This window comes from Aeromonas sp. 25-AL00135 (assembly GCF_054052385.1).
In genome coordinates, this window is sequence record NZ_JBSTYQ010000003.1 from 183,897 (window position 1) to 207,439 (window position 23,543).

Here is a 23,543-nt window from a genome sequence, read left to right on the forward strand (position 1 = left end):
GCTCCAGTACAAGCTGGCCGCCATAGGATTTTCCCTGTGAAACCCGAGTGTGTTGAACCCATGTGCGCCGGTGGTGTGATGGCCGTGCGTTTTCATCGACAGGCAATATCCAGCTGACAGGTAACATGATGATATTGAATCGACTCTCCTCTCTTTTGCTGCTGTGCGGCGCCTTTGCGGTACAGGCTGGCCAGAGCGATCCCCTCTCTGCCTGGAATGACACGGCGGCCAAGCAGGCGATTACCCGCTGGGTGACCAATGCCACCGATCAGCAGCAGGCCACTTTTATTCCGCCAGAGAAGCGCCATGTGGTGTTTGACAATGACGGCACCCTCTGGCCGGAAGCGCCCATGACCTATCAGCTGCAGTTTGCGATGGACGAGATCAAGCGCCTGGCGCCGGAACACCCGGAGTGGAAGGCTGACCCCATCGTCGCGGCAGTGCTGAACAACGACCTCAAAGCCGTGGCCAAATCGGGGGAGAAGGGGCTCGCCAAGTTGGTGGGACTGACCCACAGCGGCATGACTACCACCGAGTTTGCCGAGCGGGTCACTCGCTGGATCAACAGCAGCAAGGATCCCCGTTTTGGCTGCCACTACGATCAGCTCGGTTATCTGCCGATGAAGCAGCTGCTGGGGTATCTGCGGGATAATGGCTTCCAGACCTGGATTGTCTCCGGCGGTGGCATCGATTTTATGCGGGTGATGTCCGAGCAGATGTATGGCATCCCGCCCCAGCAGGTGATTGGCTCCTTTACCCTCGGCGAGTTTGCCCTGACCGGGGAGGGCAGCGAGATCCGCAAGACCATGAACGGCGCCTATTTCGATGACAGCAAGGCGAAACCGGCCGCCATTCACCTCTTTATGGGGCAGCGTCCGGTCGGCGCTTTTGGTAACAGCGATGGCGACGTGCCCATGCTGCAATACACCTCGACCAACCCGGATTACCACACTTTTGGTCTGTTGGTGCACCACACCGATGCCACGCGCGAATACGCCTACGACAGCCATCCGCCTGCCAGCGGCAAGCTGATCGATGGGCTGGCACAGGCAAAAGCGCGGGGCTGGGTGGTGGTCGATATGAAATCAGACTGGAAGCAGGTGTTCGATCCCGCCCTTTGCCAGAACGCGCCCTGATTGCGGGGCTGCATCTGGCATCAATATGGCTGCTGGACGTTCAGCAAGCGCTGCAAAGCGTGAGGCAAGAAAAGAGACAGGGAGAGCATGATGCTCTCCCTGTTTTATCTGGCTTGCTGGCGAGCCAGCCTTTCTTTCGCGTTAGTCTCACGCCTTTCGCGTCAGTCCCATGCAGGGGCAAAGTCGGGATTGGCGCAGCGCTCGCCCCGATCCAGCGTGGCGATGGCGGCCATCTCCTCGCTGCTCAAGATGATATCGAGAGCGGCCAGATTGGCGGCCTGATTCTCCCGTTTGGTGGAGCTCGGGATCACTGCCATGTCCTGCGCCAGCAGCCAGGCCAGCGACACCTGCGCCGCCGATACCCCGTGGCGCTGGCCAATCTCCATCAGCAGCGGCTCGTTCAGCACCTTGCCATACGCGAGCGGCATATAGGCGGTGACGGCGATACCGTTGGCTTTGCAGAACTCGACCACCTTGCGGTTTTGCAGCAGGGGATGAACCTCGATCTGTTGGTGAGCGATGGCCCCCGGCCCCAAAATCTCGATAGCCTGTTTGAGCTGGGCCACGGTGAAGTTGGAGACCCCGATCTCCCGGGTCAGGCCCCGGGCCTTGGCCTCGGCCAGCTGCTCCAGATAGACTGCCATCGGCACCTCATCCTTGGGGGATGGCCAGTGGATCAGCGCCAGATCCAGATAGTCGGTGCCCAGTTTTTCCAGGCTCACCTCCAGGCTCGGGATCAGCTTGCCCGGGCCAAACTCGCTGGTCCACACCTTGGTGGTCAGGTAGATCTCGTGACGGGCAACAGTGCTGCGGGTCAGCACGGCACCGACTTCGGCTTCGTTGTCATAGATCTGGGCGGTATCGATATGGCGATAGCCCAGCTCCAGACCGTTGGTCAGGGTGGCAAGCAGCGGCTCGCCCTTCAGGCGGAAGGTGCCCAGACCCATGGGTGGCATATTGATCATCTTGTTCCTCAATGGGGTGGTGGTTGGCCCCTTTATGGGCTGAACAGAAACAGGCTCTAGGGCCAGTCAGGCGCCCAGTGGCTGATAGCGGCGAATGGTGCTGCTGGCAAACCAGGGCTCGGCCTTGGCGACAAATTCGGTAAAGTGGGGTTGGCCCTGATGGGCGATGAGGGCCGCTTCGCTCTCCCACACCTCGTAGAGCATCCAGCTGTGTGGATTGTCCAAGTCCTGATGCAGCTGATAGCGCTGGCAGCCCGCCTCTTGCAAGGTGGCCGCAATCAGCGGCTCAAGGGCGGCGCGAAACTGGGCGGCGAATTCGGGTTTGGCTTCAAGCTGGGCAATCACAATCACGGGTGATGACATCTGAACCTCCTTGGCAAAAACGAAGGGTCAGTATGCCTGCCGTGACTTGCTGGAAACAGGGCGCTGGTCGCAAAACAGTATTGGGGGGAGAGCAGCAATAGCAGTCGTGAGAAATTTTTATGAATGATTGTCTGAATTTGTAGTCAACACCCCTGTTTCTGCATGAGTCACCAGCTCACCTTCGCTGATTGCGCGTTCAATGGCAAACCACCTAAAACCCGCAAAGAGGTATTACTGGCCCGTATGGACGCTTTGATCCACTGCTTATCTCACAGTGAGGGCACAACTGTTTGATCATCTGGTGAACTACTTGATTGAACGTCCAAGCTATGGCCAATCACTACAAGGTTGCCATGATGGCCGGATGAAGCTTTTTTGCGATCACCATGCCAAGGAAAATGGAGGCAAATAGAGGGAGAGGATCCCAGCTTCGTCGATAGCTGCGCCAGTTGCCATTGTGGTGGCGGAAAAGCCTGTAGGCGAGAACCAAGAGGCCAATGGCGGTTTGGATGAGGCAGTTAATTGAAAAGCTGATAAAAAATTTAACGAAATCTGGCAAGGTGAGAGTCCGAGTCTGTGAAAGTGTGCTCTTCAGAACCTGTATTGCACCCAGTTTCAATCGGCAGCAGGAGCTTTAACCTTCTTCTGCTGTGCCTTCACTGATGTGCTGGTGATCCAACTGCTCCCATGGGGTCAATCCAAGCTGCCGGCGCTTGAGCCAGAGTCCAATTAAGGTGAAAAGACCAAATACGCCAGCGAACATGGCTGTGTTGAACAGGGCTGATAAAAGATCCCTTCCCTCTGGATGCCAGACGAATGTCCACATAATCAGACCCCATAACGGCGCAATAGAGAGGCCGGAACAGAGGAAATTGGTAAGCCAGCCCGCGTAATAAGGCGGCTTGACGGGGACGCCGAGTTTACGCAGCAATTTGAACAGCCACGGATTGTAGTGAAATTCCTTGAGGCCACTATCAGCCAGTAGTTGATGGGCAATAGCCAGCCGTTCTTCAAACTCCATTAATGTATCTCCTTGATGAACTGGCTTCATACGATTCCTCTTGATGGCATTCTACTGATTAAACAGGATGAGCGATAGTGATTCTCTCTGGTTATTTCTCTTCGAAAAACAAGATCGTCTCTCTGAGCACGCTTGCCAATCCACAGCAGCTACGCCTATAAAGACTCATTACTCTTGTCCGGATAACAGCAATGAAGACCCATTCTGATGAACTGACCCTGTTTGTGGCGGTGGTGGAGGCGGGCAGTTTTCGCCAGGCGGCGGAGAACCTCGGCATGGATAACTCGGTGGTGAGTCGCGGTATCAAGCGGCTGGAGGAGAAGCTCTCCACCGTGCTGCTCAATCGCACCACCCGCCGGGTCAGCCTGACCGAGGAGGGGAGCTGGTTCTATCAGCGGGCGGTGAAGATACTGACCGAGATGAGCGAGGCGGAGGGGCATCTGCTGATGCGCCGGGAACAACCCGAAGGGGTGTTGAGAGTCGATGCGGCTACCCCCTTTATTCTGCACCGGTTGGTGCCGCTCATCGGCGAGTTTCGCCGCCGCTACCCTGCCATCGAGTTGCAGCTGCACAGTTCGGAGGGCTTTATCAATCTGATGGAGCGGCGGGTGGATATGGCCATCCGCATCGGCGAGCTGACCGACTCCTCCCTGCGTGCGCTGCCACTGGGCCGTTCGCGGCTGCGGCTGCTGGCCTCTCCCGCTTATTTGAGCGAGCGCGGCACCCCGCGCCAACCGGCGGATCTGCTGAGCGGTCACGAGCTGCTTGGCTTTTTGCATCCCGATCACCTCAACCACTGGCCGCTGCTCAGTGCCGAGCAGGGGGATCGCTTTGCCATCACCCCCAGCCTGCGTGCCAGCAGCGGTGAAACCTTGCGTCAGCTGGCGCTGGCGGGGCAGGGGATCGTCTGTCTGTCGGATTTTATGACCGGGCCGGATCGGGAGATCGGCGCGCTGGTGGAGGTGCTGGCCCGCAGCAACAGTGGCGCCTCGCGCCCCATCAATGCGGTCTTCTACTCCGATGCCCAGCGGGATATCCGACTACGGGTCTGGCTCGATTTTCTCAAAGAGCAGCTGGGCAGCCATACCCTGTAGTTCAGGTTCGTTGCTGCGGTTTGCTTGGCGAAGAACAAGGCGCGCCTTCGTTGCGGCCAATCAGCATTAGCCTGGTGGCAGATAAACAGACGGCCGACTTGAGGGTCGGCCGCCGGTTCGGGAAGGTGTGTGAGCTGAAGCGCAGTTAGTGGGGCAGTTTGCCCCATACCCGGCTGAGCAGGGCGCCGCCGATCACCGGCGGAATGGCCAGCAGCAGGGTCCACTGCCAAGAGAGGCCGCCGACGGTGGCGGCCAGTACGATACAGGTGAGCACCACCAGTTGGGCCACCATCATCAGGAAGGTGCCTTCGCGGGGGGTCAGTGTCTCTTTTGGAGTGGCGACGTGAGCTACGGGCGCTTGAGTGGTGGTCGGTTTCATGGCGATATCCCTCTGTTGAGTCTGATATCACTAAGCAATGGCCGTTCCACATTTTTTCATGTTAATTATCAATGTCTTGCGAGTTTTGTCGTCATTCCCGTTTCGAGAGCGCAGGCAAAATGATTTGCAAAATGAAAACGCCACCCTGTGGTGGCGTCTTGGTTATTGAGAGGGAGAGAGGAAAGCGCCGGGTCTAGCCAATCCGGTATTGGCGGATCTGCTCGTCGATGGCTTTGGCCAGTTCGAACAGTTCGCGGCTGGCTGCATTACTCTCCTGCGCGTGTTCCCGCTGGTGTTCGGCCACCATGGCCAATTCGTCGAGCGCCGTTCTGGCTTGCCCCATCTGTTGATTCTGCGCCTGCGCCAGCGCGCTGATCTCGTTGATCTCGAGGGCGGTCTGGTTGATCTGGCTGGTGGCATCAACCAGCACCTCTCTGGCCTGATTCATCCGGTTGTATCCCTCTTCGCTCAGGTTGCGGGAGTCTGCCATCGAGCTGCTGGCCTGCCGGGTTCCCTCCTGCAGGCGCAAGATAAGATCCTGCACATCCTTGGTGGCGGTCTGGGTACGCACCGCCAGTTGGCGTACCTCATCGGCCACCACCGCAAAGCCCCGTCCCATATCCCCTGCCCGGGCCGCTTCGATGGCTGCATTGAGGGCCAGCAGGTTGGTCTGGTTCGAGACATCGCGGATGAGGTTCATGATCTGGGTGATGTTGTTGCTGTCTTTCACCACTTCATCGAGCAGGGCCGAGGAGCTGCCGATGCTGCTGCGCAAGGTGTCGAGTTGCGCGGCGCTCTGGGTCACATCCTGCTCGATGCTGAGCATATGGTTGGCGATGCGTTGGGTTACGTCGTTGACCCCTTCCGAGCGGCTGGCGATCTGCTCGGCGTTGTCGCCGATGGTGGTGACCACAGTGGTCAGCTCCTGAATGCTCTGGGCCTGCTGGCACGCTTCTCCTGCCAGTGCCTGGGCCTGCTGCATGGATTGGGACGACTGCGCGGAGAGGGCGCTGCCTGACTGCTGGAACCGGGAGAAGCTCTGGTTCAGGCTCTGGATCAGCTGATTGAAACTCTGGGCCATCATTCCCAGCTCCGACTCGTCAGAGAAATCGAGACGGGTCGCCAGATCCCGATCGGCGGTGATGTGATGCATGCCATCGGCTGCCTGACGAATGGGGCGACTGATGGAGTGAGCCAGCCAGGCGGATGCCAGCATGGCGATCCCGCCGATGGCGAGCGAGACCATGATGATGAGCTGGCGGGATTCCTGCAGTCCCTCTTCCAGCTCGGCGCTGTTGATCTCGCCAATCAGCAGCCGGTTGAGGGTGGGAATGTAACGTACCGCGATGAGGTAGGTTTGCCCCTCCAGTGTTAGCGCCTCTACGGCCACCTGTTCCCGGGCATTGGGAATAAGCCGTTTGACGGTATCGAGGAAGGATTGCTGGTGGTGGGCGGCGCCTTCCACCTCCTGCTCGGGGTGGATCTCGATATTGCCCTCCATGTCCGCCAGATAGACCTGACCGCTCTTGCCGATCCGGTAGCCGCTGATGAGTTTGCTCAGGGCGCTCATGTCGATGGAGGTGCCTGCCACTGCCAGGGTCTTGCCCTCGTGGGTGACGGCGGTGTTGATATAGAGGGAGGCGCGCTTGTCAAAATCCGAGATGTCGAGGTTCAGCTCATAGAGTTTGCTGCGTTTGAGAAAGCCGAAAAACCACCCATCTTTCGGGTCTGATTCGCTCAGCGATTTCTGGGCGGTGGGGCCGCCGCTGAAGTTGATCAGGGTGTTGCTCTGGCGGGGTGCGATAAAGACGTTGCCGCCGATCCGCCGTTGCAGATCCTGAAAGTAGCGCTCCATGGCGGGCCACTCTTGCTCTGGCATGCCAGCGGTCAGCCAGTCGATGACAAAACGGTTGCTGGCCAGCGCCTGCGCCTCGGTCAGGTGCTGGATAAGCTGGGCGGTCAGCTGGTTGGCAATGCGATCCACGCTGCTTGGCAGCTCGTAGCGTTCGACCCGCTGCTGGGCCTGACTGTGTGATATCTGCTCGAGGATCAAGGTGATGCAGCTGATGGCGATGGCCATCAGTATCGCCACGCCAGCGAGGATCCGGGTGCGGATCCCGAGCCCTGACCAGAGTGAGTGCAGTGTAAAACGGTGTATCGCCCTCTCCATATCGCTCTCCTCATAAATAAGGTCGCATATGCGACCCAGATGATGATTATAGATAGAGAACTCAATTGCGTTGTGGCGGATGGTGACAACAGAGGGCGGCAGAAAAACAGGAGGGAGCAGTTGGCGGGGAAGGGGGCAGAAAGCGGCAAGGGAAAGCATAAAAAGAGAGGCCGACATTGCGGTCGGCCTCTCTGGGGTTTCTCTCAACAGAATGTCGGATGCCCGATCAATCCTCTTCAGCCCAACGGCGTGAACGCTCAACCGCTTTTTGCCAGCCGCTGTAACGTTTGGCGCGATCGTCTCTGTCCATCTGCGGGATGAACTCGCGGTCCACGCTGAACTTGTCTTCCAGCTCGTCCGAGCTCTTCCAGAAGCCGACTGCCAGACCAGCCAGGAAGGCGGCGCCCATGGCGGTAGTCTCGATGCGGGTCGGACGTACCACCGGGGTGTGCATCATGTCAGCCTGGAACTGCATCAGGAAGTCGTTGGCTACGGCGCCGCCGTCTACCTTGAGGGCTGCCAGCTTGATGCCGGAGTCCTGCTGCATGGCATCCAGCACATCGCGGCTCTGATAGGCGATGGATTCCAGCGCAGCACGGATGATGTGGTTGCGGTTGGCACCACGGGTCAGACCGACCATGGTGCCGCGAGCATACGGATCCCAGTAGGGCGCGCCCAGACCAACGAAGGCCGGTACCAGATAGACGCCGTTGGTATCGCCCACCTTGGAGGCGAAGTAGTCGGTATCGCGGGCATCGTGAATGATCTTCAGCTCGTCACGCAACCACTGGATGGTGGCGCCGCCCATGAATACCGCACCTTCCAGCGCGTAGTTCACTTCCCCTTTCGGGCCGATGGCAACGGTAGTCAGCAGACCGTTGCTGGAGCGAACCGGCTCGGTGCCGGTGTTCATCAGCATGAAGCAGCCGGTGCCGTAGGTGTTCTTGGCCATCCCTTTTTCAAAGCAGAGCTGGCCGAACAGGGCAGACTGCTGGTCACCGGCAATACCGGCGATGGGGATGCGGGAACCGCCGCCACGGGTGGTGTAGCCGTACACTTCGGAAGAGGGTTTCACTTCCGGCAGCATGGACATGGGGATGCCCAGCTCGTCCAGCATCTTCTCGTCCCACTTCAGCTCGCGGATGTTGTAGAGCATGGTACGGGAGGCGTTGGTCGGGTCGGTGACGTGCACTTCACCGTTGGTCATCTTCCAGACCAGCCAGGTGTCGATGGTGCCGAACAGCAGCTCGCCGTTCATCGCCTTTTCACGGGCACCTTCCACGTTGTCGAGGATCCACTTCACCTTGGTACCGGAGAAGTAGGCGTCCAGCACCAGACCGGTGTTTTCACGCACGTACTCTTCCAGACCGCGTGCTTTCAGCTCTTCACAGATGGCTGCGGTGCGGCGGCACTGCCAGACGATGGCGTTGTAGATGGGTTTGCCGGTGGCCTTTTCCCACACCACTGTAGTTTCACGCTGGTTGGTGATACCGATGGCGGCGATCTCTTCGCTGCGAAGGCCAGTCTTGGCCAGCACTTCGGTGAAGACGGAGGATTGGGTTGCCCAGATCTCCATCGGGTCGTGCTCTACCCAGCCCGCTTTCGGGTAGTGTTGGGTGAATTCGCGCTGGGAGGTGCCAACGATATTGGCATCCTGATCAAAGACGATGGCGCGGGAAGAGGTAGTACCCTGGTCCAAAGCGACGACATATTTCTTTTCAGCAGACATGATGTTCTCCACGTTTTTATTTTCCACGTTTTTACACGTTGGGGAGGGGCGCTCTTAGGCGGCGGCCTCTTCTTTGGCGGTTTGGGCAGCTTGCTCGGTGGCGGCAACACGGTTGCCCGGTACACAGGGAGCCAGCACTTTGACATAGAGGGCAGTACCAATCTGGGCACCGACGATGGGGCCAAGGATGGGTACCCAGAAGTAGGGGTTGTCACGACCACCGGTCAGGGCAACATCACCCCAGCCAGCAAAGAACGCGAACAGTTTCGGACCAAAGTCACGGGCCGGGTTCATGGCAAAACCGGTTAACGGGCCAAGGGAGGCACCGATCACCGCGATCAGGATACCGATCAGCAGAGCGGCTGCGAAACCTTTAGGAGCGCCGTTGTTGTTGTCACCCAGCGCCATGATGCCCAGCATCAGGACGGCGGTGATCACCAGCTCGACGGCAAAAGCTTGCATGTTGGTCAGCAGGGCATTGGGGTAGGTGGAGAAGATCCCGGCGGTGCCGAGGCTCTCGACGCTGCCGCGCACCACGTTGTGGGTCACTTCCCACTGGGTGAAAAGGTTACCATAAAGGAAGTAGACAAGGGCGGCGAAGCAGAAGGCACCGGCCATCTGGGCGATGATGTAGGGGACCACCTTGCGCTTGTCGAACCCGCAGAAGGTCATCAGCGCCAGGGTTACAGCCGGGTTCAGGTGGGCACCTGAAATGCCGCCGGTCACATAGATGGCAATGGCTACACCCAGACCCCAGGTAATGGAGATTTCCCACTGCCCGAAGTTGGCGCCTGCCAGCACCAGTGCCGCCACACATCCGACGCCGAAAAATATCAGCAGGCCGGTTCCGATAAACTCGGCGATGCACTCGCCAAGCAGGGTATTGGGTCTTTGTATGCTCATACTTTTGTTCCTTATATCCACCCGTAGAGGTTTGATGTTCCGTTTTATCTTTTTGTGTCTATCCGTTGCTGCCGAAAACGTTTCCTTGTTGTTTTTGCGTCTTTCGCAAACGTTATGCTCGTTTGCGCTCGTTATCGGTCGTGACAGAAAATAACCCTTCCCAATAATTTCACCATCCCCCCTCCATAGGAAATGTGGACAAGATCCCACTCATTGCTAAGAAAATGTGACGTAAAGCATCTTGATAACCGCCAGTTACCACTTAGGGGGTAGCTTGCAACCCTTGCCACACAAGGGCTCGCGCTTGCTGAGTGATTTCTCATTTGGAGCTTTTATTTGTAATAAAACTGCAATATTTGAGCATGCATCACAGATTAAATGAGCGCATATGAGCACAATAGGCTCGCTTACGAATCAGCGGACTCACATGATTCGTCGGAATGGTCAGGGCATCCTCAACCGCCCATAACAACAATAAGGAAGCAGAACATGCTTAGTCTCTTCAGGCCTGCGGCGCACATCGACAGGCTCCCGGCTGACAAGGTCGACCCCTTCTACAAACGCATGCGTTGGCAGGTGTTTTTCGGGATCTTCTTCGGTTACGCCGGCTACTATCTGGTACGGAAAAACTTCAGTCTGGCGATGCCCTATCTGATCGAGCAGGGCTTCTCCCGTGGTGATCTCGGTTTCGCGCTCTCCGGGGTCTCCATCGCTTACGGTTTGTCCAAGTTCCTGATGGGGAACGTCTCCGACCGTTCCAACGCCCGTTACTTCCTCTCCGCCGGTCTGCTGCTCTCGGCTGCCATCATGTTTATGATGGGTACCATGCACTGGGCCACCTCCAGCATTGCCATCATGTTTGTGCTGTTGTTCCTGAACGGTTGGGCACAGGGCATGGGCTGGCCGCCCTGCGGTCGCACCATGGTGCACTGGTGGTCACAGAAAGAGCGTGGCGAAGTGGTTGCGGTCTGGAACGTGGCACACAACGTGGGTGGCGGCATGATTGGCCCGCTGTTTATCCTCGGGATGGGCTGGTTCAACGACTGGCGCAGCGCCTTCTATGTGCCTGCGGCAGCGGCGGCCGCCATCGCGGTGATCGCCTTCTTCGTGATGCGTGATACCCCGCAATCGGTCGGTCTGCCTCCCATCGAGGAGTACAAGAACGACTATCCGAAGGATTACAACGAGAGCCACGAGCAGGAGTTCTCCGCCAAGGAGATCTTCGTCAAGTACGTGCTGCACAACAAACTGCTGTGGTACATCGCGATTGCCAACGCCTTCGTTTACCTCATTCGTTACGGTGTGCTGGACTGGGCGCCAACCTACCTGAAAGAGGCCAAGCACTTTACCGTCGACAATTCTTCCTGGGCTTACTTCCTCTACGAGTGGGCCGGTATTCCGGGCACCCTGCTGTGTGGCTGGATCTCTGACAAGATGTTCCAGGGCCGCCGTGCACCGGCCGGTATCCTGTTCATGGTGCTGGTGACCCTGGCTGTACTGGTTTACTGGTTCAACCCGGCCGGCAACCCGACCATCGACATGATGGCGCTGGTGGCAATCGGCTTCCTGATTTACGGCCCTGTCATGCTTATCGGCCTCTATGCCCTTGAGCTGGCACCGAAGAAAGCAGCCGGTACTGCGGCAGGTTTCACCGGTCTGTTCGGTTATCTGGGCGGCGCCGTGGCAGCCAACGCCATGCTGGGTTATACCGTTGACCACTTCGGTTGGGATGGCGGCTTCATGGTGTTGACCGTCTCCTGTGTGCTCTCCATCATCCTGCTGGCGATGACCCTCAAGCACGAGAACATTGCCGTTACGGCCAAGAAAGCGGCTGCCCATAAGGCATAAAACGTGATCCTCAGCTTATTGATCCCAAAGGGGATCAGGTAAACTGCCAAAAGGCCCCGCATCTGCCGGGGCCTTTTTTTGTCTCATCATCGGAGTGCAAGCGTGAAGCAAACCCAACGACATCTGGAGATCCTGGACGTCCTGACGCGGCAGGGATTTGTCTCGACCGACGATCTGGTGACCCACTTTGACGTCAGCCCCCAGACCATTCGCCGGGATCTGAACGATCTCGCCGAACAGAACAAGATCCGGCGCCATCATGGCGGTGCCTCCCTGCATTCGAGTACCGTCAATACCGCCTATAGCGCCCGTAAAGTGATGCAACTCAAGGAGAAAGAGCGCATCGCCCGCGAGGTCGCGGCCAATATTCCCGACGGCTCATCGCTCTTTATCGACATAGGTACCACCACCGAGGCGATTGCCCGCGCCCTGCTCGATCACCGTGAGCTGCGCATCGTCACCAACAACCTAAACGTGGCCAGTATCCTGACGGCCAAGGATGACTTCACCGTCATCATTGCCGGTGGCGAGATCCGCAACCGCGATGGCGGCATCGTGGGGGAGGCGACCCGCGACTTTATCGGTCAGTTTCGCATGGACTATGGCGTCATCGGGATTTCGGGGATCGATAACGACGGCTCCCTGCTCGATTTCGACTATCACGAGGTGAAGATTGCCCAGGCCATCATCGCTCACTCCCGTCAGGTGTTCCTGGCCGCCGACCACACCAAGTTCGGTCGCAACGCCATGGTCAATCTGGGCAATCTCAGCCAGATCCACGCCCTCTTTACCGATCAGGAGCCACCGGAAAAGCTGGCGCGATTGATGGCGCAACACCAGATCGCCTGCCACATCTGCTGACGGCGAAACACGCCAAGGCTGTGCCGGTCGCCCGTCAGGGCGGCCTCCTTTATCTTTCTCTCCCCCAGTCCCGCACTCATCTCACCCCTTTATGGGTATTGCAAAAACCACTATTCAATCAGGTTTTTTTGGCTATTAACCCGCCGGTTTTGGCCCGACGCCATTCGGTCACTTGCCGTATCACTTTTGCCACCTCTGGCGGGCTGTGGCGATCACACTTTCGCCATAAAATGTTCGTTTGTTGTATTTTCATGTTCTAAAATGAGCGAAATCAAACATTGCTGTTATGGCAATCATAAAAATGAAAGTAGGTGAACATGAGCGAACATTATGATCTGGTCGTCGTCGGTGGCGGCATCAACGGGGTCGGCATCGCAGCCGATGCGGCAGGACGGGGTCTGAAGGTTGCCCTGTTTGAGGCGCAAGATCTCGCCTCTGCCACCTCGTCCAACTCCAGCAAGCTGATCCACGGCGGTTTGCGCTATCTCGAGCATTACGAATTCCGGCTGGTGAAAGAGGCATTGGCGGAGCGGGAGGTGCTGCTCGGTATGGCACCTCACATCGCCCGTCCCATGCGTTTTCGCCTCCCGCACCGCCCGCACCTGCGTCCGGCCTGGATGATCCGCGCCGGTCTGTTCCTCTATGACAATCTGGCCAAGCGCGACAAGCTCAAGGGGAGCTGTGGCGTGCGCTTCCTGCCGCAAGATGGCTTGACCGCAGGGATCAATAAGGGGTTTGAATACTCGGACGCTTGGGTCGACGATGCCCGGTTGGTGGTGCTCAATGCCATGATGGCCCGTGACAAGGGGGCCGACGTGCAGACCCGCACTCGCTGCATCAAGGCGGTGCGCGGTTCCAAACACTGGACGCTCACTTTGGAGCGGGAAGGGGGCGAGCAGTTCACCGTCACCAGCCGTGGTCTGGTCAATGCAGCGGGCCCCTGGGTCAAGACCTTCTATGACGAGAGCCTGCACGAGAAATCCCCCCGCGGCATTCGCCTTATTAAAGGCAGCCACATGATAGTGCCGCGCATCCACGAGCGCGAAGAGGCCTATATCCTGCAAAACGAAGACAACCGCATTGTCTTCGTTATCCCTTATCAGCAGGACTACTCCCTTATCGGCACCACGGATGTGGAGCACCACGGCAGCCCGCGGGAAGCGAAGATCAGCGAGGCCGAGATCAATTACCTGTGCAAGGTGGTCAACGCCCACTTCACTCGCCAAATTGCCCCGAAAGATGTGATCTGGACTTACGCCGGGGTGCGCCCGCTCTGTGACGACGAGTCAGATTCACCGCAGGCGGTGACCCGCGACTACACCCTCGAACTTTCTGGTGAGTCTGACGGTGCGCCGCTCTTGTCGGTGTTTGGCGGCAAGCTCACCACCTATCGCAAGCTGGCGCAGGCCGCCTGCAACAAGCTCAAGCCCTGGTTCAGCCAGATGGGGGATGACTGGACTGCGACCAGCCGGCTGCCCGGCGGCGAGTTTGACTGCTCGGTACGCGAGCTGGCCCGCGCCTTTGCGCTGGAGTTTGACTGGCTCGATGATCGCAGCGCCCTGCGCATTGCCGAGGCCTATGGTGCCCATGCCCGTCTCTGGCTGAAAGAGGATCGCGGCATTCACTTCGGTGGCGGCCTGTACGAGTCTGAAGTGCGCTATCTCATCGAGCGGGAGTGGGCCTGTTCACTGGACGATATCCTCTGGCGCCGCAGCAAGCTGGGGCTGCGCCTGAACGAGTCAGAGCAGCAGATGTTGCAGATCTGGCTCGACCAATACCATCAGGCTCTGCGCAAGGCGAGCTGATGAGTGACGGTGGGCAGTGCGCTGCTGCCCACCGCTTTCCACCGTAAATGTGCAACAAACCTCTGATAGAACAATTACCTACACACAATAATAAAAGAGCATCACATATGAAAAAACTCGCCGTTTCCCTCATCGCCTTGAGCCTTGGGGCATCCCTCTCATTACCCGTGTTGGCTGCCGATGAAGGCAAGGTGGTGATCGCCCACCGTGGCGCTTCCGGCTACCTGCCCGAGCATACCCTGGAGTCCAAGGCGCTGGCTTATGGCATGGGGGCCGACTATCTGGAGCAGGATCTGGTGATGACCAAGGATGACCAGCTGGTGGTGATGCACGATCACTTCCTCGATGGTATCACCGATGTGGCGGCGCGCTTCCCCGGTCGTGCCCGTCCGGACGGCCGTTATTATGTGGTGGATTTCACCCTGGACGAGGTGCGCTCCCTGCGTATGACCGAGCCGTTCCAGCTGGTGGATGGCAAGCAGGTGCCGGTCTATCCGGCCCGCTTCCCGCTCTGGAAGTCAGACTTCAAGATCCATACCTTCCAGGAGGAGATCGAGATGATCCAGGGGCTCAATAAGAGCACCGGCAAGAACATCGGGATCTACCCGGAGATCAAGGCGCCCTGGCTGTTCCGTCACGAAGGCAAGGATATCTCCAAAGCAGTGCTGAAGGTGCTCAAGGAGTACGGCTACACCGGGAAGGATGACAAGGTCTATCTGCAGTGCTTCGATGCCGATGAACTCAAGCGCATCAACAGCGAACTGATGCCCGCCATGGGTATGGATCTGAAACTGGTGCAGCTGATGGCCGAGACCGACTGGAACGAGACCATGGTCTACGACGCCAAGGGTAAGGCGATCCCCTACAACTATGACTGGATGTTCAAGCCGGGAGCGATGAAAACCATCGCCAGCTATGCCGAAGGGATTGGCCCGTGGAAACCGATGATCGTCACCGAGCCGGGCACTTTGGGCAAACCGGTCTTCACCGGCATGGTAAAAGAAGCCCATGCTGCGGGCCTGAAAGTTCACCCCTATACCTTCCGTCAGGATGAGGGGCAGATCCCGGCCTATGCCAAGGACTTCACCGATCTCCTTAATATCTTCCTCTATCAAGCCGATGTGGACGGGGTGTTCAGCGACTTCCCCGACAAGGCGGTGGCCGTCATCAAGGCCCATCAAGAGGCGGCCAAATAGCACTCTGGCACCATTTGAATGCAAAGCGAGGCCAATTGGCCTCGCTTTTTGTTTCAGGTTCCCGCAACGGGAGTGTGCGCCCTGTCAGAAAATAGCCAGATCACGTCATGGTGTGCCGGATCTGCATCATTTTACGCAGTTTTTACGTAGCAGATCGCTGGCATGAAATCGGCAGAGCGGTTAGTCTAGCGGCGTTGAACCAACCCCATGAGGTACAGATGAAAACCGTATTGCGTTTTAGCCTGCTGGGCGCCTTGTTGCTGGGTGGCCATGCCTTCGCCGCCGAGCCGAAAAAATTTGATATCAGCATGTTCCCAGCCGCTGACGTGAATCAGGAACGTGTGGTGATCCGCCTGCCTGAAGTCGAAAAAGAAGCCGACATGATGGTCGAGCTGCAGGTCGGCAAAAAGATGATGGTTGATTGCAACGTACCGCGTTTTGCAGGCAACCTGGAACAGCACAGCGTCAAAGGCTGGGGCTACAACTACCTGAAACTGGGCAAGGTTTCCGACCCCATCAGCACCCTGATGATGTGCCCGGATAACCAGCAGAAAGAGACCTTCGTCCAGATCTACGGTCAAGGCTTCTTCGTGAACTACAACTCAAAACTGCCGTTCGTGATCTACGTGCCGCAGGAGTATGAAGTGCGCTACCGTCTGTGGCGTGCCGACAACCTGGCCCAACCGGCCATGATTGAGTAAGCATGTTTGAACCAAAGGTTCAGCTGGTTCACCTGATGTGACAAATAAAGCGCCGTATGGCGCTTTATTTTTGCCTGCACAGTCCAGAAAGTGACGTGCAAATTGGCTGCACGTTTACATAAGTTTATTATTTATCAACGTTTTTTGTGTGTTATGCCACAAAATCGGCGTCAGCGATGGGGCAAAGTGACTTCGATAAAAGATATTTATTAACATAGTGAGAAAATTGATTTTGCACTCGGCGATGGCCTGATGATACTTGCCCGCAAAGGTCAAACTAACCAGAAAAAAGAGCACTATGAGCTTCGAATCAGACAAGCGTTTCAACGACTTCAAACATTTTCCCCGTGGCCTGCGTCGCAGTGGCGAATTCACTGTGGCCGAAGCGGACAGTCTGGAAAAGTATGGTACCGCCATGCTGGCACTCTACCAGGGCAACCTTGCACCCCGTGACGATGTCGAGTCCGCCTTCGTCGAGCAGGTCAAATCCGGCGAAGCCGGTGCCAACCCCCATGCCAAGGTGTGGTTCAAGTACCTCAAGGTGATCGGTCCCAAGCGCGTTCATCGCCTCTGCACCGTCGTTGGCGGCGCCAGCGAAGAGAGCAGCGGTGGCGGCAGCTTTGATGTCGGTGGTGGCAGCGGCGGTGGCAGTGACGAGTCCATCGATTAATGGATACCGAGCTGCTTCGGACCTTTATCGAGGTGAGCAAGACCCGGCATTTTGGCCGGGCTGCTGAAAATCTCTACCTGACCCAGTCGGCGGTGAGTTTCCGGATCCGCCAGCTAGAGCAGCAACTGGGTGTCAGTCTGTTTGCCCGTCATCGCAACAATATCCGTCTGACCGCCTCCGGTGAGCGTCTGCTGCCCTACGCAGACGCCATCTTGCACACCCTTGGTCGTGCCAAGCAGGATGTGGCGCTCTCACCGGGATTCAGCCAGCAGTTGGCCATCGGCGCGCCCGCGGTGTTTTGGGAGCTCGATTTCAACGACTGGCTCAACCACATCTATGCGCTGGCGCCCGGTTTGGCGGTGCGGCTGGAAACAGCCTCCCGCGAGCATCTCTGCCGCCAGTTGCTGGAGCGCTCCCTCGATCTGGCCCTGCTCTCCGAGCCCACCAAGATCGACGAGATTGCCCTGCATCCCATCGGTGAGCTGGTGTTCGAGCTGGTGAGTCGGGAGCCGGCCGCCAATGCCGACAACCTGATGCAGATGCCGCACATCCACCTCGACTGGGGCACCAGCTTCGAGCCGCAACCCAGCCGTTTGCAGAGCCTGCAAAAGACCCCGGTGCTGCACTCCAGCTCCGCCAGCATGGCGTTGCAGTTCGTGCTGGCCAACGGTGGTGCTGCCTACCTGCCACGGCGGATGGTCAGCCCCTTCCTCGAGAAGGGGGCGCTCCATTTGGTCGAGGGGGGCCAGCCGCTGAGCCGTCCGCTCTATCTCGCCTATCTGGAGAAATCCGATCGCCGGGAGCTGATCGATCAGCTGCTGACCCTGCCACTGGGTTGGCACGATGCCGAGTTGCGCCTCAACGTCGAATAAGTATCGAGTGTTATCCAAGAAAGAGCCCACCCCACGGTGGGCTCTTCTGTTTGGGGAAAATTGCAGGGAGCGAGGTCACGTAATTGGCGTGGGAGGCTTGGCGTCATCGGCCTGTAACGGTACCTTTTCAGGCTGTTTATCCGATTGAGCACTGACAGGGATGGATTGTAATTGATCGACTTTAGTCACCCCGAATGGCGGGCTCTGGCGCAGCAGTTGCTGAGCCACTCACCTGTGGTGATCCGTGGCCGCCAGTGGCAACCGCTGGTGGGCCTGCTCAAGGATAACCAGCTGCTGCTCGCCCATGGCAGCCACAGCTATGAGCTCACCCCGGCCGGGCGGCGCTATCTCACCCGCGAGCTGATGCTGGCCGAGATCGCCACCGCTCCTCCCGAGCCCGAGGAATGGTTGCATGCTCAGGGCTGGCAATTGGGGGAGCAGGTAAACGAACGGGTGCTGGCGGCGCTCTATCGCAAGAGCGAGGTGAACTTCACCCCCAACGAGCAGATTGATTTCGAGGACAAGGGGATCCGGCTCTGTGCCGATCAGCTGTTGCGCTTGCGCGCCGCCCAGCCGTTCAGCCTCTTTTTCAGCGGCGGCACCCTGATCGATGCTGCCCCCTGGTTGCAGGCGCTGGGGGAGGTGGCGCTGCCCGAGCGCACCCTGGCGGGTCTTGGCAAGATCCTGTGGGGGGAGGGGAGTATCGAGCGGGTGATCACCACAGATAGCGTCGGCGCCTTTGCCGAGTTGCCCCTTGATGCTGGCACCTTGCTGGTGTGGGCTCCCCCATCGGCTCCTCTCGCCTTGCAGCAGGTGGTGGCCGCCTTGCCCCCCAATGTGCTGTGGAGTCATCTCACCGCCCTTGACCCTGCCGGGGTGGATCGGCTGCAGGCGTTGGCCCAGCGCTTGGGCCGTCCGGCCAGCTGGTGGTTGCCCCGTGATCTGGCCCCCATCCTTAGCGCGTATGCCCAACCTTTGACTGAGGCTAGGCACTGGGAGCCGAGCCGGATCCCCAAGCGATTGTTAGCAGTTTGTTGTGGTTTGGTTGAGTCCAATGGTGGCTTGTCGGCCGAGGTGTGTGCGCTGGCGCCAGCGTGGCATGCCGTTGGTTGAAATTGGCCTGAAAGCGAGCCAAAAAGCGGTTTTCCCCCATTGAACGCGGTGATATAAAGAGTTGACGAAGCGCTCGCCAGATGAGCGCTTTTGTTTATCAAGCCGCTTTGCCACCCAACGAACTCAACGGAATACAGGGAATACCATGTTTGAAAAGGTTGTTGCCGCCCCAGCGGATCCGATCCTGGGCCTGACCGAAGCCTTCCGCGCTGACTCTCGCAGCCACAAGATCAATCTGGGCGTAGGGATCTACAAGGACGAGTCCGGTGCCACCCCCATTCTTCACTGCGTCAAGAAAGCCGAGCAGAAGCTGCTGACCGACGAGAAGACCAAGAACTATCTCGGTATTGAAGGCAATATCGAATATGGCCGCATCGTGCAGCAACTGCTGTTCGGGCAGCACTCTGCGCTGGTTGCCAGTGGCCGCGCCAAGACCGCGCAAGCGCCGGGCGGTACCGGTGCCCTGCGTATCGCGGCCGAATTCGTGGTGCGCAACGGTCTGGCCAAGACCATCTGGATCTCCGATCCCACCTGGGCCAACCACGTCAGCGTATTCCAGGCCGCGGGCCTGACCGTCAAGTGGTACAAGTACTACGACGCCGCCACCAAGGGGCTCGACTTTGCCGCCATGCAGGCCTCGCTGGCCGAAGTGCAGCCGGGTGAGCTGGTGCTGCTGCACGGTTGCTGCCACAACCCGACCGGTATCGACCCCACTAGCGATCAGTGGCGCGCGCTGGCCAAGCAGAGTGCTGCCGCCGGCTGGTTGCCGCTGTTTGACTTCGCCTATCAGGGTTTTGCCCGTGGTATTGAAGAGGATGCCGAAGGCCTGCGCATCTTCGCCGAGTGCCATGACGAGCTGCTGGTGGCGAGCTCCTTCTCCAAGAACTTCGGCCTCTACAACGAGCGGGTCGGCGCCTTCACGCTGGTCAGCGCGACCAAGGAGATCGCCGATGTGGCCTTCACTCAGGTCAAGACAGTGATCCGTGCCAACTACTCCAACCCGCCGTCACACGGTGCCGCAGTAGTTACCGCCGTGGTGAGCGATCCGGCTCTCTATGCCGAGTGGGTCGAAGAAGTGGCCGCCATGCGGGTGCGTATTCGCGAGATGCGCGAATTGCTGGTAGAGAAGCTGGCTGCCCTCGGCGTGAGCCAGGATTTCAGCTTTATCCGCGAGCAGAACGGCATGTTCTCCTTCTCCGGTCTCACCAAGGATCAGGTTGAGCGCCTCAAGAGCGAATTTGCCATCTACATCGTTGGCTCAGGCCGGATCAGCGTAGCCGGTATTACCCGCGCCAATATCGATCCCCTCTGCGAGGCCATTGCCAAGGTGCTGTAATCGCATCACCTTGCGCTCTGGCACTATGCCATGAAAAAGCCCGTCACCTTGGTGACGGGCTTTTTTGATCGCCAACGGCTGATCGTCAAACGATAGGAAGGGGGACTCACTGTTGGCGGGCACCTTGCCACAGCTTGCGTAGTTGCAACAGCAGCGCGGTCAGGGCGCCGCCGCTCAGGGCGGTGAGTACCGCCAGCAGCAGGCTGCCGAGCAGGAAGGGAGGCACCAGGGTCGCAGCCTCCTGCTCCAGCCAGTGGAGGGTCCAGCTGAGGTGGAAAGGCTCCGGCGTCTTGTGCAGCACCAGACAGCCGGTGCGATAGGCGTAGAGATACATGAATGGCAGGGTCAGCGGATTGTTGAACCAGACCGCCAGCAGCGCCAGCGGCAGGTTGAGGCTGAATGCCAGCGCCAGACCGACTGCGATGAGCGAGTGCATCGGGATGGGGAACCAGCAGGCGAAGATCCCGGCCGCTACCGCGCCGCTCAGGGCGCGGGTGCCCCCTTGCCAGAGTGCTGGGGCAAGTAGTCGTTCACCAAACAGGGCAAACCACTTCTGCTGGCGCAGGGTGTCGGGATCGAGCTTGAAGCGGGAAAACCAGCGACTCAGCATGGGCGGGCCATCTTGCGTTTTTGCCACTGGCGCACCGTGCTGATCCGCCAGAAGGTACGGATCAGGGTGTAGCCGATAAGGGAACTGAGCAGGGCCAGGATCAGCGAGCCCAGCAACAGCGGTGGTGCCACTGTGCCTAGTACCGAGACCAGCCACTCCCAGGTGAATTCAATCTCGATCTGCTGCGCCGAATGTCCCAGCAACTGGCAACCCACCAGATAGGCGCCATAGAGCAGGGGAGGCATGGTAAAGGGGTTGGAGAGCCAGACCAGCGCCACCGAGAGCGGCAGATTGACCCGGCACAGGATGGCGCCACCGGCGGCAAGCAGCATCTGGCAGGGGAGCGGCACCCAGGCCATGAAGAGGCCTACCGCAAATGCCCCAGCGGCCGAGCGGCGGTTGAGGTGCCAGAGGTTGGCATCGAGCAGCAGTTTGCCGAACAGTCGCAGGTGCTTGTGTTCTTTCAGGGTTTGCTGATCGGGCATCCAGCGTTTAATGAGTCGTTTGGGCATATTGAAACCTTGCTAAATACTTGCTCCATGGATCTGCGTCTGTTGTCGTTTGCCCTGGGGGCAAGCTCCTCACTGCTCTGGCCATGGTTACCTTCACTCGCATGGGGGGGCCTGTTGCTGTCCCTGCTGATCCCCCTTGCATATTGCCGTGCCTGGCGGTGGCTGTTTCTCCTGCTCGGCATCCTCTGGATGCAGGCCAATCTTGCCTATCGGCTGGCCTGGCTGGAGCGGTTGGGCGATCAGACGAGCCACATGATAACCGCACAGCTGCAAAGTGCAGAGCCCGAGGGGGATAAATTTGTCCGGCTGCTTCTGCGGGTGAGCACCCTCGACGAGCAACCGGTGACACCTGAGCCCCTGATCCGGGTCAATGCCTATCAGGCATTACCCGCCATGACAGTAGGCAGCCGGATCACCCTGGTGACCTCGTTGAAACCGGCTCACGGTCTGGCCAACGAGGCGGGGCTGGATGGGCGGCGTCTGCTGCTGGGCAAGGGGATCACCGCCACCGGCAATTTGCGCCGGGTGATCGACATTCAACAGGCACCAGCGGGGTGGCGTGAACGCTGGTTGGGGGCCGCGACCGAGAGTTGGCGCCCGCTTGACCATGCCCCCTTGCTGGTGGCGCTCACTTTTGGCGAGCAGAGTGGCATCACGGATGCCCAGTGGGAGCTGTTTCGCGGCAGTGGTCTGACCCATATCATCGCCATCTCAGGGCAACACATCGCGCTGGTGGCGGTGCTTGGGTGGTGGCTGGGCAGGTTGTTTGGCCTGCGTGGCGCCATCATCACCTCCCTGCTGTTTGCCGCCGTCTACAGCGCGTTGGCGGGGTTTGCGGTGGCGACCGAGCGGGCCTTGATCATGGTGCTGGTGTGGAGTGTGCTGCGCTGGAGCCGGCGAGAGTGGCCGGCCTGGCGCATCTGGCTGTGGGCTTTTGTGGTATTGACCCTCTGGGATCCCTTCGCCCTCTATTCGGCCGGCTTCTGGCTCTCGTTTCTGGCGGTGGCCATCTTGCTGCTGGTGGAATATGTCCACGACAAGCCGGGGCTCTGGCAGATCCAGCTCTGGCTGCTACTTGGTCTGCTGCCGCTGCAGTTGGCGTTGTTCGAGGGGATAGCGCCCCTCGCCATGGTGATCAACCTGTTGGCGGTGCCGCTCTTTTGTATCGCCATCATCCCGCTGGCCCTGATCGGTGTGCTGCTGGCGCCGCTCTCCAGCTCGCTTGCCTATGGCCTGTTCTGGCTGGCGGATCTGGGGCTCGGGTGGGTGTTGACGATCCTGAACTGGCTGGCCGCTCAACTGCAACTGTGGTGGCCACTGCCCGGCTGGTGGCTGCCACTCTGCACCTTGCTGTTGTTGCTCTGGTTCGCCGCGCAGTGGCGCCCGGCACGCTGGCTGTTGCTACCGGGTCTGTGTGCGCTGTTATTGGCGCTCTGGCCAACGCCTGTCCGCTGGCAGCTGCGGGTGCTGGATGTGGGACAGGGGCTGGCGGTGCTGATCAGCAAGGGGGAGCGTGCCATCCTCTATGACACCGGCGATCGTTATCCCGGAGGCTACAACATGGCGGATGCTGTGATCCTGCCTCAGCTAAACCATCTGGGGATCCGCGTGATTGATCGCCTCATCATCAGCCACAAGGATCGGGACCATGCCGGCAATCGCAAGCGACTGCTCAGCGCCATGCCGGTGCGTCACGAGCTCTCCTCTTATCCCTTCAGTGAGGGAACGACGCTCTGCCAGCGTGGGCAACAGTGGCGCTGGCAGGGGCTCTCGTTTGCAGTGCTCTGGCCCGAGCGCCCAGGTGGCGGGCGCAATAACGATGGCTGCGTGGTGCGTATCAGCGATGGGCAGCGCAGCGTGCTGCTGAGCGCCGATATCGAGCGGCAGGCCGAGCAACGGCTGGTGGCGCTGGAGGGAAAGGGATTGGCCAGCACCTTGCTGGTGAGCCCCCATCATGGCAGTCGCACCTCTTCCACACCCCCGTTTGTCGCGGCGGTAGCGGCGCAGGAGGTGATCCACAGCGCCGGCTTTATGAATCAGTGGGGCTTTCCCCGTCCTGATGTGGTGGCCCGTTATCGGGATGCCCGCCAGTGGATCACCGGTCAGCAAGGGGCGATGCTGGTCGAACCCACCGCAGAGGGCTTGAGCGTCACCGCCAAGCGAGATGTGGGGCCCTGGTACCGGCGCAGTGGTGAGTGGTGGCGACCGCGAGTGTGGTTTGAGCAATAATCGGCCATTTCTGCCGTGTAGGAATGCGAT

At 59.0% G+C, this 23,543-nt stretch carries 21 protein-coding genes; 12 read left to right on the top strand and 9 right to left on the bottom strand.

Annotation, left to right across the window (positions count from 1 at the left end):
- Nucleotides 1-125: 125 nt before the first annotated feature.
- Entirely contained in the window at nucleotides 126-1,136 is a 1,011-nt protein-coding gene (locus ACW5XC_RS03720; protein WP_236727599.1) for an HAD family hydrolase, read from the top strand.
- A gap of 161 nt (nucleotides 1,137-1,297) precedes the next feature.
- On the opposite strand, the gene dkgB is transcribed toward ACW5XC_RS03720, so the two are convergent.
- From dkgB to ACW5XC_RS03735, 3 genes are all read right to left on the bottom strand, one after another.
- Complete coding sequence (gene dkgB / locus ACW5XC_RS03725) at nucleotides 1,298-2,101, bottom strand: 2,5-didehydrogluconate reductase DkgB (protein WP_042056339.1); 804 nt, start codon at nucleotides 2,099-2,101, stop codon at nucleotides 1,298-1,300.
- A gap of 66 nt (nucleotides 2,102-2,167) precedes the next feature.
- Entirely contained in the window at nucleotides 2,168-2,464 is a 297-nt protein-coding gene (locus ACW5XC_RS03730; RefSeq protein ID WP_042056337.1) for a putative quinol monooxygenase, read from the bottom strand.
- 634 nt (nucleotides 2,465-3,098) lie between these two features.
- Nucleotides 3,099-3,485: a DUF6404 family protein gene (locus ACW5XC_RS03735; protein WP_042056331.1), complete on the bottom strand. Its 387-nt coding sequence runs from the start codon at nucleotides 3,483-3,485 to the stop codon at nucleotides 3,099-3,101.
- A 191-nt stretch (nucleotides 3,486-3,676) separates the two neighbouring features.
- Between ACW5XC_RS03735 and ACW5XC_RS03740 the strand changes: the two genes are divergently transcribed.
- Nucleotides 3,677-4,579, top strand: coding sequence for a LysR substrate-binding domain-containing protein (locus ACW5XC_RS03740; protein ID WP_042056329.1), 903 nt, complete (start codon nucleotides 3,677-3,679; stop codon nucleotides 4,577-4,579).
- Between the two features lie 145 nt (nucleotides 4,580-4,724).
- Here the strand turns inward: ACW5XC_RS03740 and ACW5XC_RS03745 are convergent, their stop codons facing one another.
- The 4 genes from ACW5XC_RS03745 to ACW5XC_RS03760 all read right to left on the bottom strand — a co-directional run bounded on the left by ACW5XC_RS03745 (nucleotide 4,725) and on the right by ACW5XC_RS03760 (nucleotide 9,760).
- A complete protein-coding gene (locus tag ACW5XC_RS03745) occupies nucleotides 4,725-4,958 on the bottom strand; it encodes a hypothetical protein (protein ID WP_042056325.1) in 234 nt (77 codons plus the stop codon).
- Nucleotides 4,959-5,151: 193 nt separating this feature from the next.
- Nucleotides 5,152-7,128: a methyl-accepting chemotaxis protein gene (locus ACW5XC_RS03750; RefSeq protein WP_042056323.1), complete on the bottom strand. Its 1,977-nt coding sequence runs from the start codon at nucleotides 7,126-7,128 to the stop codon at nucleotides 5,152-5,154.
- 226 nt (nucleotides 7,129-7,354) lie between these two features.
- Complete coding sequence (glpK, locus tag ACW5XC_RS03755) at nucleotides 7,355-8,857, bottom strand: glycerol kinase GlpK (RefSeq protein WP_005337546.1); 1,503 nt, start codon at nucleotides 8,855-8,857, stop codon at nucleotides 7,355-7,357.
- Between the two features lie 54 nt (nucleotides 8,858-8,911).
- Complete coding sequence (locus ACW5XC_RS03760; protein WP_042056320.1) at nucleotides 8,912-9,760, bottom strand: MIP/aquaporin family protein; 849 nt, start codon at nucleotides 9,758-9,760, stop codon at nucleotides 8,912-8,914.
- A 489-nt stretch (nucleotides 9,761-10,249) separates the two neighbouring features.
- Here ACW5XC_RS03760 and glpT point away from each other — a divergent pair, with 489 nt between their 5' ends.
- The 9 genes from glpT (at nucleotide 10,250) to ACW5XC_RS03805 (ending at nucleotide 20,162) form a co-directional block, all read left to right on the top strand.
- Nucleotides 10,250-11,608 (top strand): glycerol-3-phosphate transporter, encoded by a 1,359-nt coding sequence (glpT, locus tag ACW5XC_RS03765; RefSeq protein ID WP_042056318.1) that lies wholly within the window; start codon nucleotides 10,250-10,252, stop codon nucleotides 11,606-11,608.
- Between the two features lie 102 nt (nucleotides 11,609-11,710).
- Nucleotides 11,711-12,469: a DeoR/GlpR family transcriptional regulator gene (locus ACW5XC_RS03770; protein ID WP_005337538.1), complete on the top strand. Its 759-nt coding sequence runs from the start codon at nucleotides 11,711-11,713 to the stop codon at nucleotides 12,467-12,469.
- A gap of 317 nt (nucleotides 12,470-12,786) precedes the next feature.
- A complete protein-coding gene (glpD, locus tag ACW5XC_RS03775) occupies nucleotides 12,787-14,274 on the top strand; it encodes a glycerol-3-phosphate dehydrogenase (RefSeq protein WP_042056315.1) in 1,488 nt (495 codons plus the stop codon).
- Between the two features lie 107 nt (nucleotides 14,275-14,381).
- Entirely contained in the window at nucleotides 14,382-15,470 is a 1,089-nt protein-coding gene (gene glpQ / locus ACW5XC_RS03780) for a glycerophosphodiester phosphodiesterase (protein WP_042056313.1), read from the top strand.
- Nucleotides 15,471-15,688: 218 nt separating this feature from the next.
- A complete protein-coding gene (gene eco / locus ACW5XC_RS03785; RefSeq protein WP_005337529.1) occupies nucleotides 15,689-16,171 on the top strand; it encodes a serine protease inhibitor ecotin in 483 nt (160 codons plus the stop codon).
- 298 nt (nucleotides 16,172-16,469) lie between these two features.
- Nucleotides 16,470-16,841, top strand: coding sequence for a DUF413 domain-containing protein (locus tag ACW5XC_RS03790; RefSeq protein WP_005350885.1), 372 nt, complete (start codon nucleotides 16,470-16,472; stop codon nucleotides 16,839-16,841).
- Complete coding sequence (gene hdfR, locus ACW5XC_RS03795; RefSeq protein ID WP_042056309.1) at nucleotides 16,841-17,713, top strand: HTH-type transcriptional regulator HdfR; 873 nt, start codon at nucleotides 16,841-16,843, stop codon at nucleotides 17,711-17,713. Before ACW5XC_RS03790 ends, hdfR begins: the two co-directional genes overlap by 1 nt.
- Nucleotides 17,714-17,884: 171 nt before the next feature.
- Nucleotides 17,885-18,826 (top strand): hypothetical protein, encoded by a 942-nt coding sequence (locus ACW5XC_RS03800; RefSeq protein ID WP_042056307.1) that lies wholly within the window; start codon nucleotides 17,885-17,887, stop codon nucleotides 18,824-18,826.
- A gap of 145 nt (nucleotides 18,827-18,971) precedes the next feature.
- Nucleotides 18,972-20,162 carry an amino acid aminotransferase gene (locus tag ACW5XC_RS03805; protein ID WP_005350888.1) on the top strand — a complete coding sequence of 397 codons (1,191 nt, stop codon included), beginning with the start codon at nucleotides 18,972-18,974 and terminating at the stop codon, nucleotides 20,160-20,162.
- 106 nt (nucleotides 20,163-20,268) lie between these two features.
- Here ACW5XC_RS03805 and ACW5XC_RS03810 read toward each other — a convergent pair whose 3' ends face one another.
- Together ACW5XC_RS03810 and ACW5XC_RS03815 are read right to left on the bottom strand one after the other, a co-directional pair.
- On the bottom strand, nucleotides 20,269-20,772 hold the full coding sequence (locus ACW5XC_RS03810; RefSeq protein WP_042056304.1) for a DUF2062 domain-containing protein: 504 nt from the start codon (nucleotides 20,770-20,772) through the stop codon (nucleotides 20,269-20,271).
- Nucleotides 20,766-21,284, bottom strand: a complete 519-nt coding sequence (locus tag ACW5XC_RS03815; protein ID WP_005350890.1) for a DUF2062 domain-containing protein — start codon at nucleotides 21,282-21,284, stop codon at nucleotides 20,766-20,768. The genes ACW5XC_RS03810 and ACW5XC_RS03815 overlap by 7 nt, the downstream gene beginning before the upstream one ends.
- Before the next feature lie 27 nt (nucleotides 21,285-21,311).
- On the opposite strand from ACW5XC_RS03815, the gene ACW5XC_RS03820 reads away from it, so the two are divergent.
- Nucleotides 21,312-23,513 (top strand): DNA internalization-related competence protein ComEC/Rec2, encoded by a 2,202-nt coding sequence (locus ACW5XC_RS03820; protein WP_042056301.1) that lies wholly within the window; start codon nucleotides 21,312-21,314, stop codon nucleotides 23,511-23,513.
- Nucleotides 23,514-23,543 lie beyond the last annotated feature (30 nt).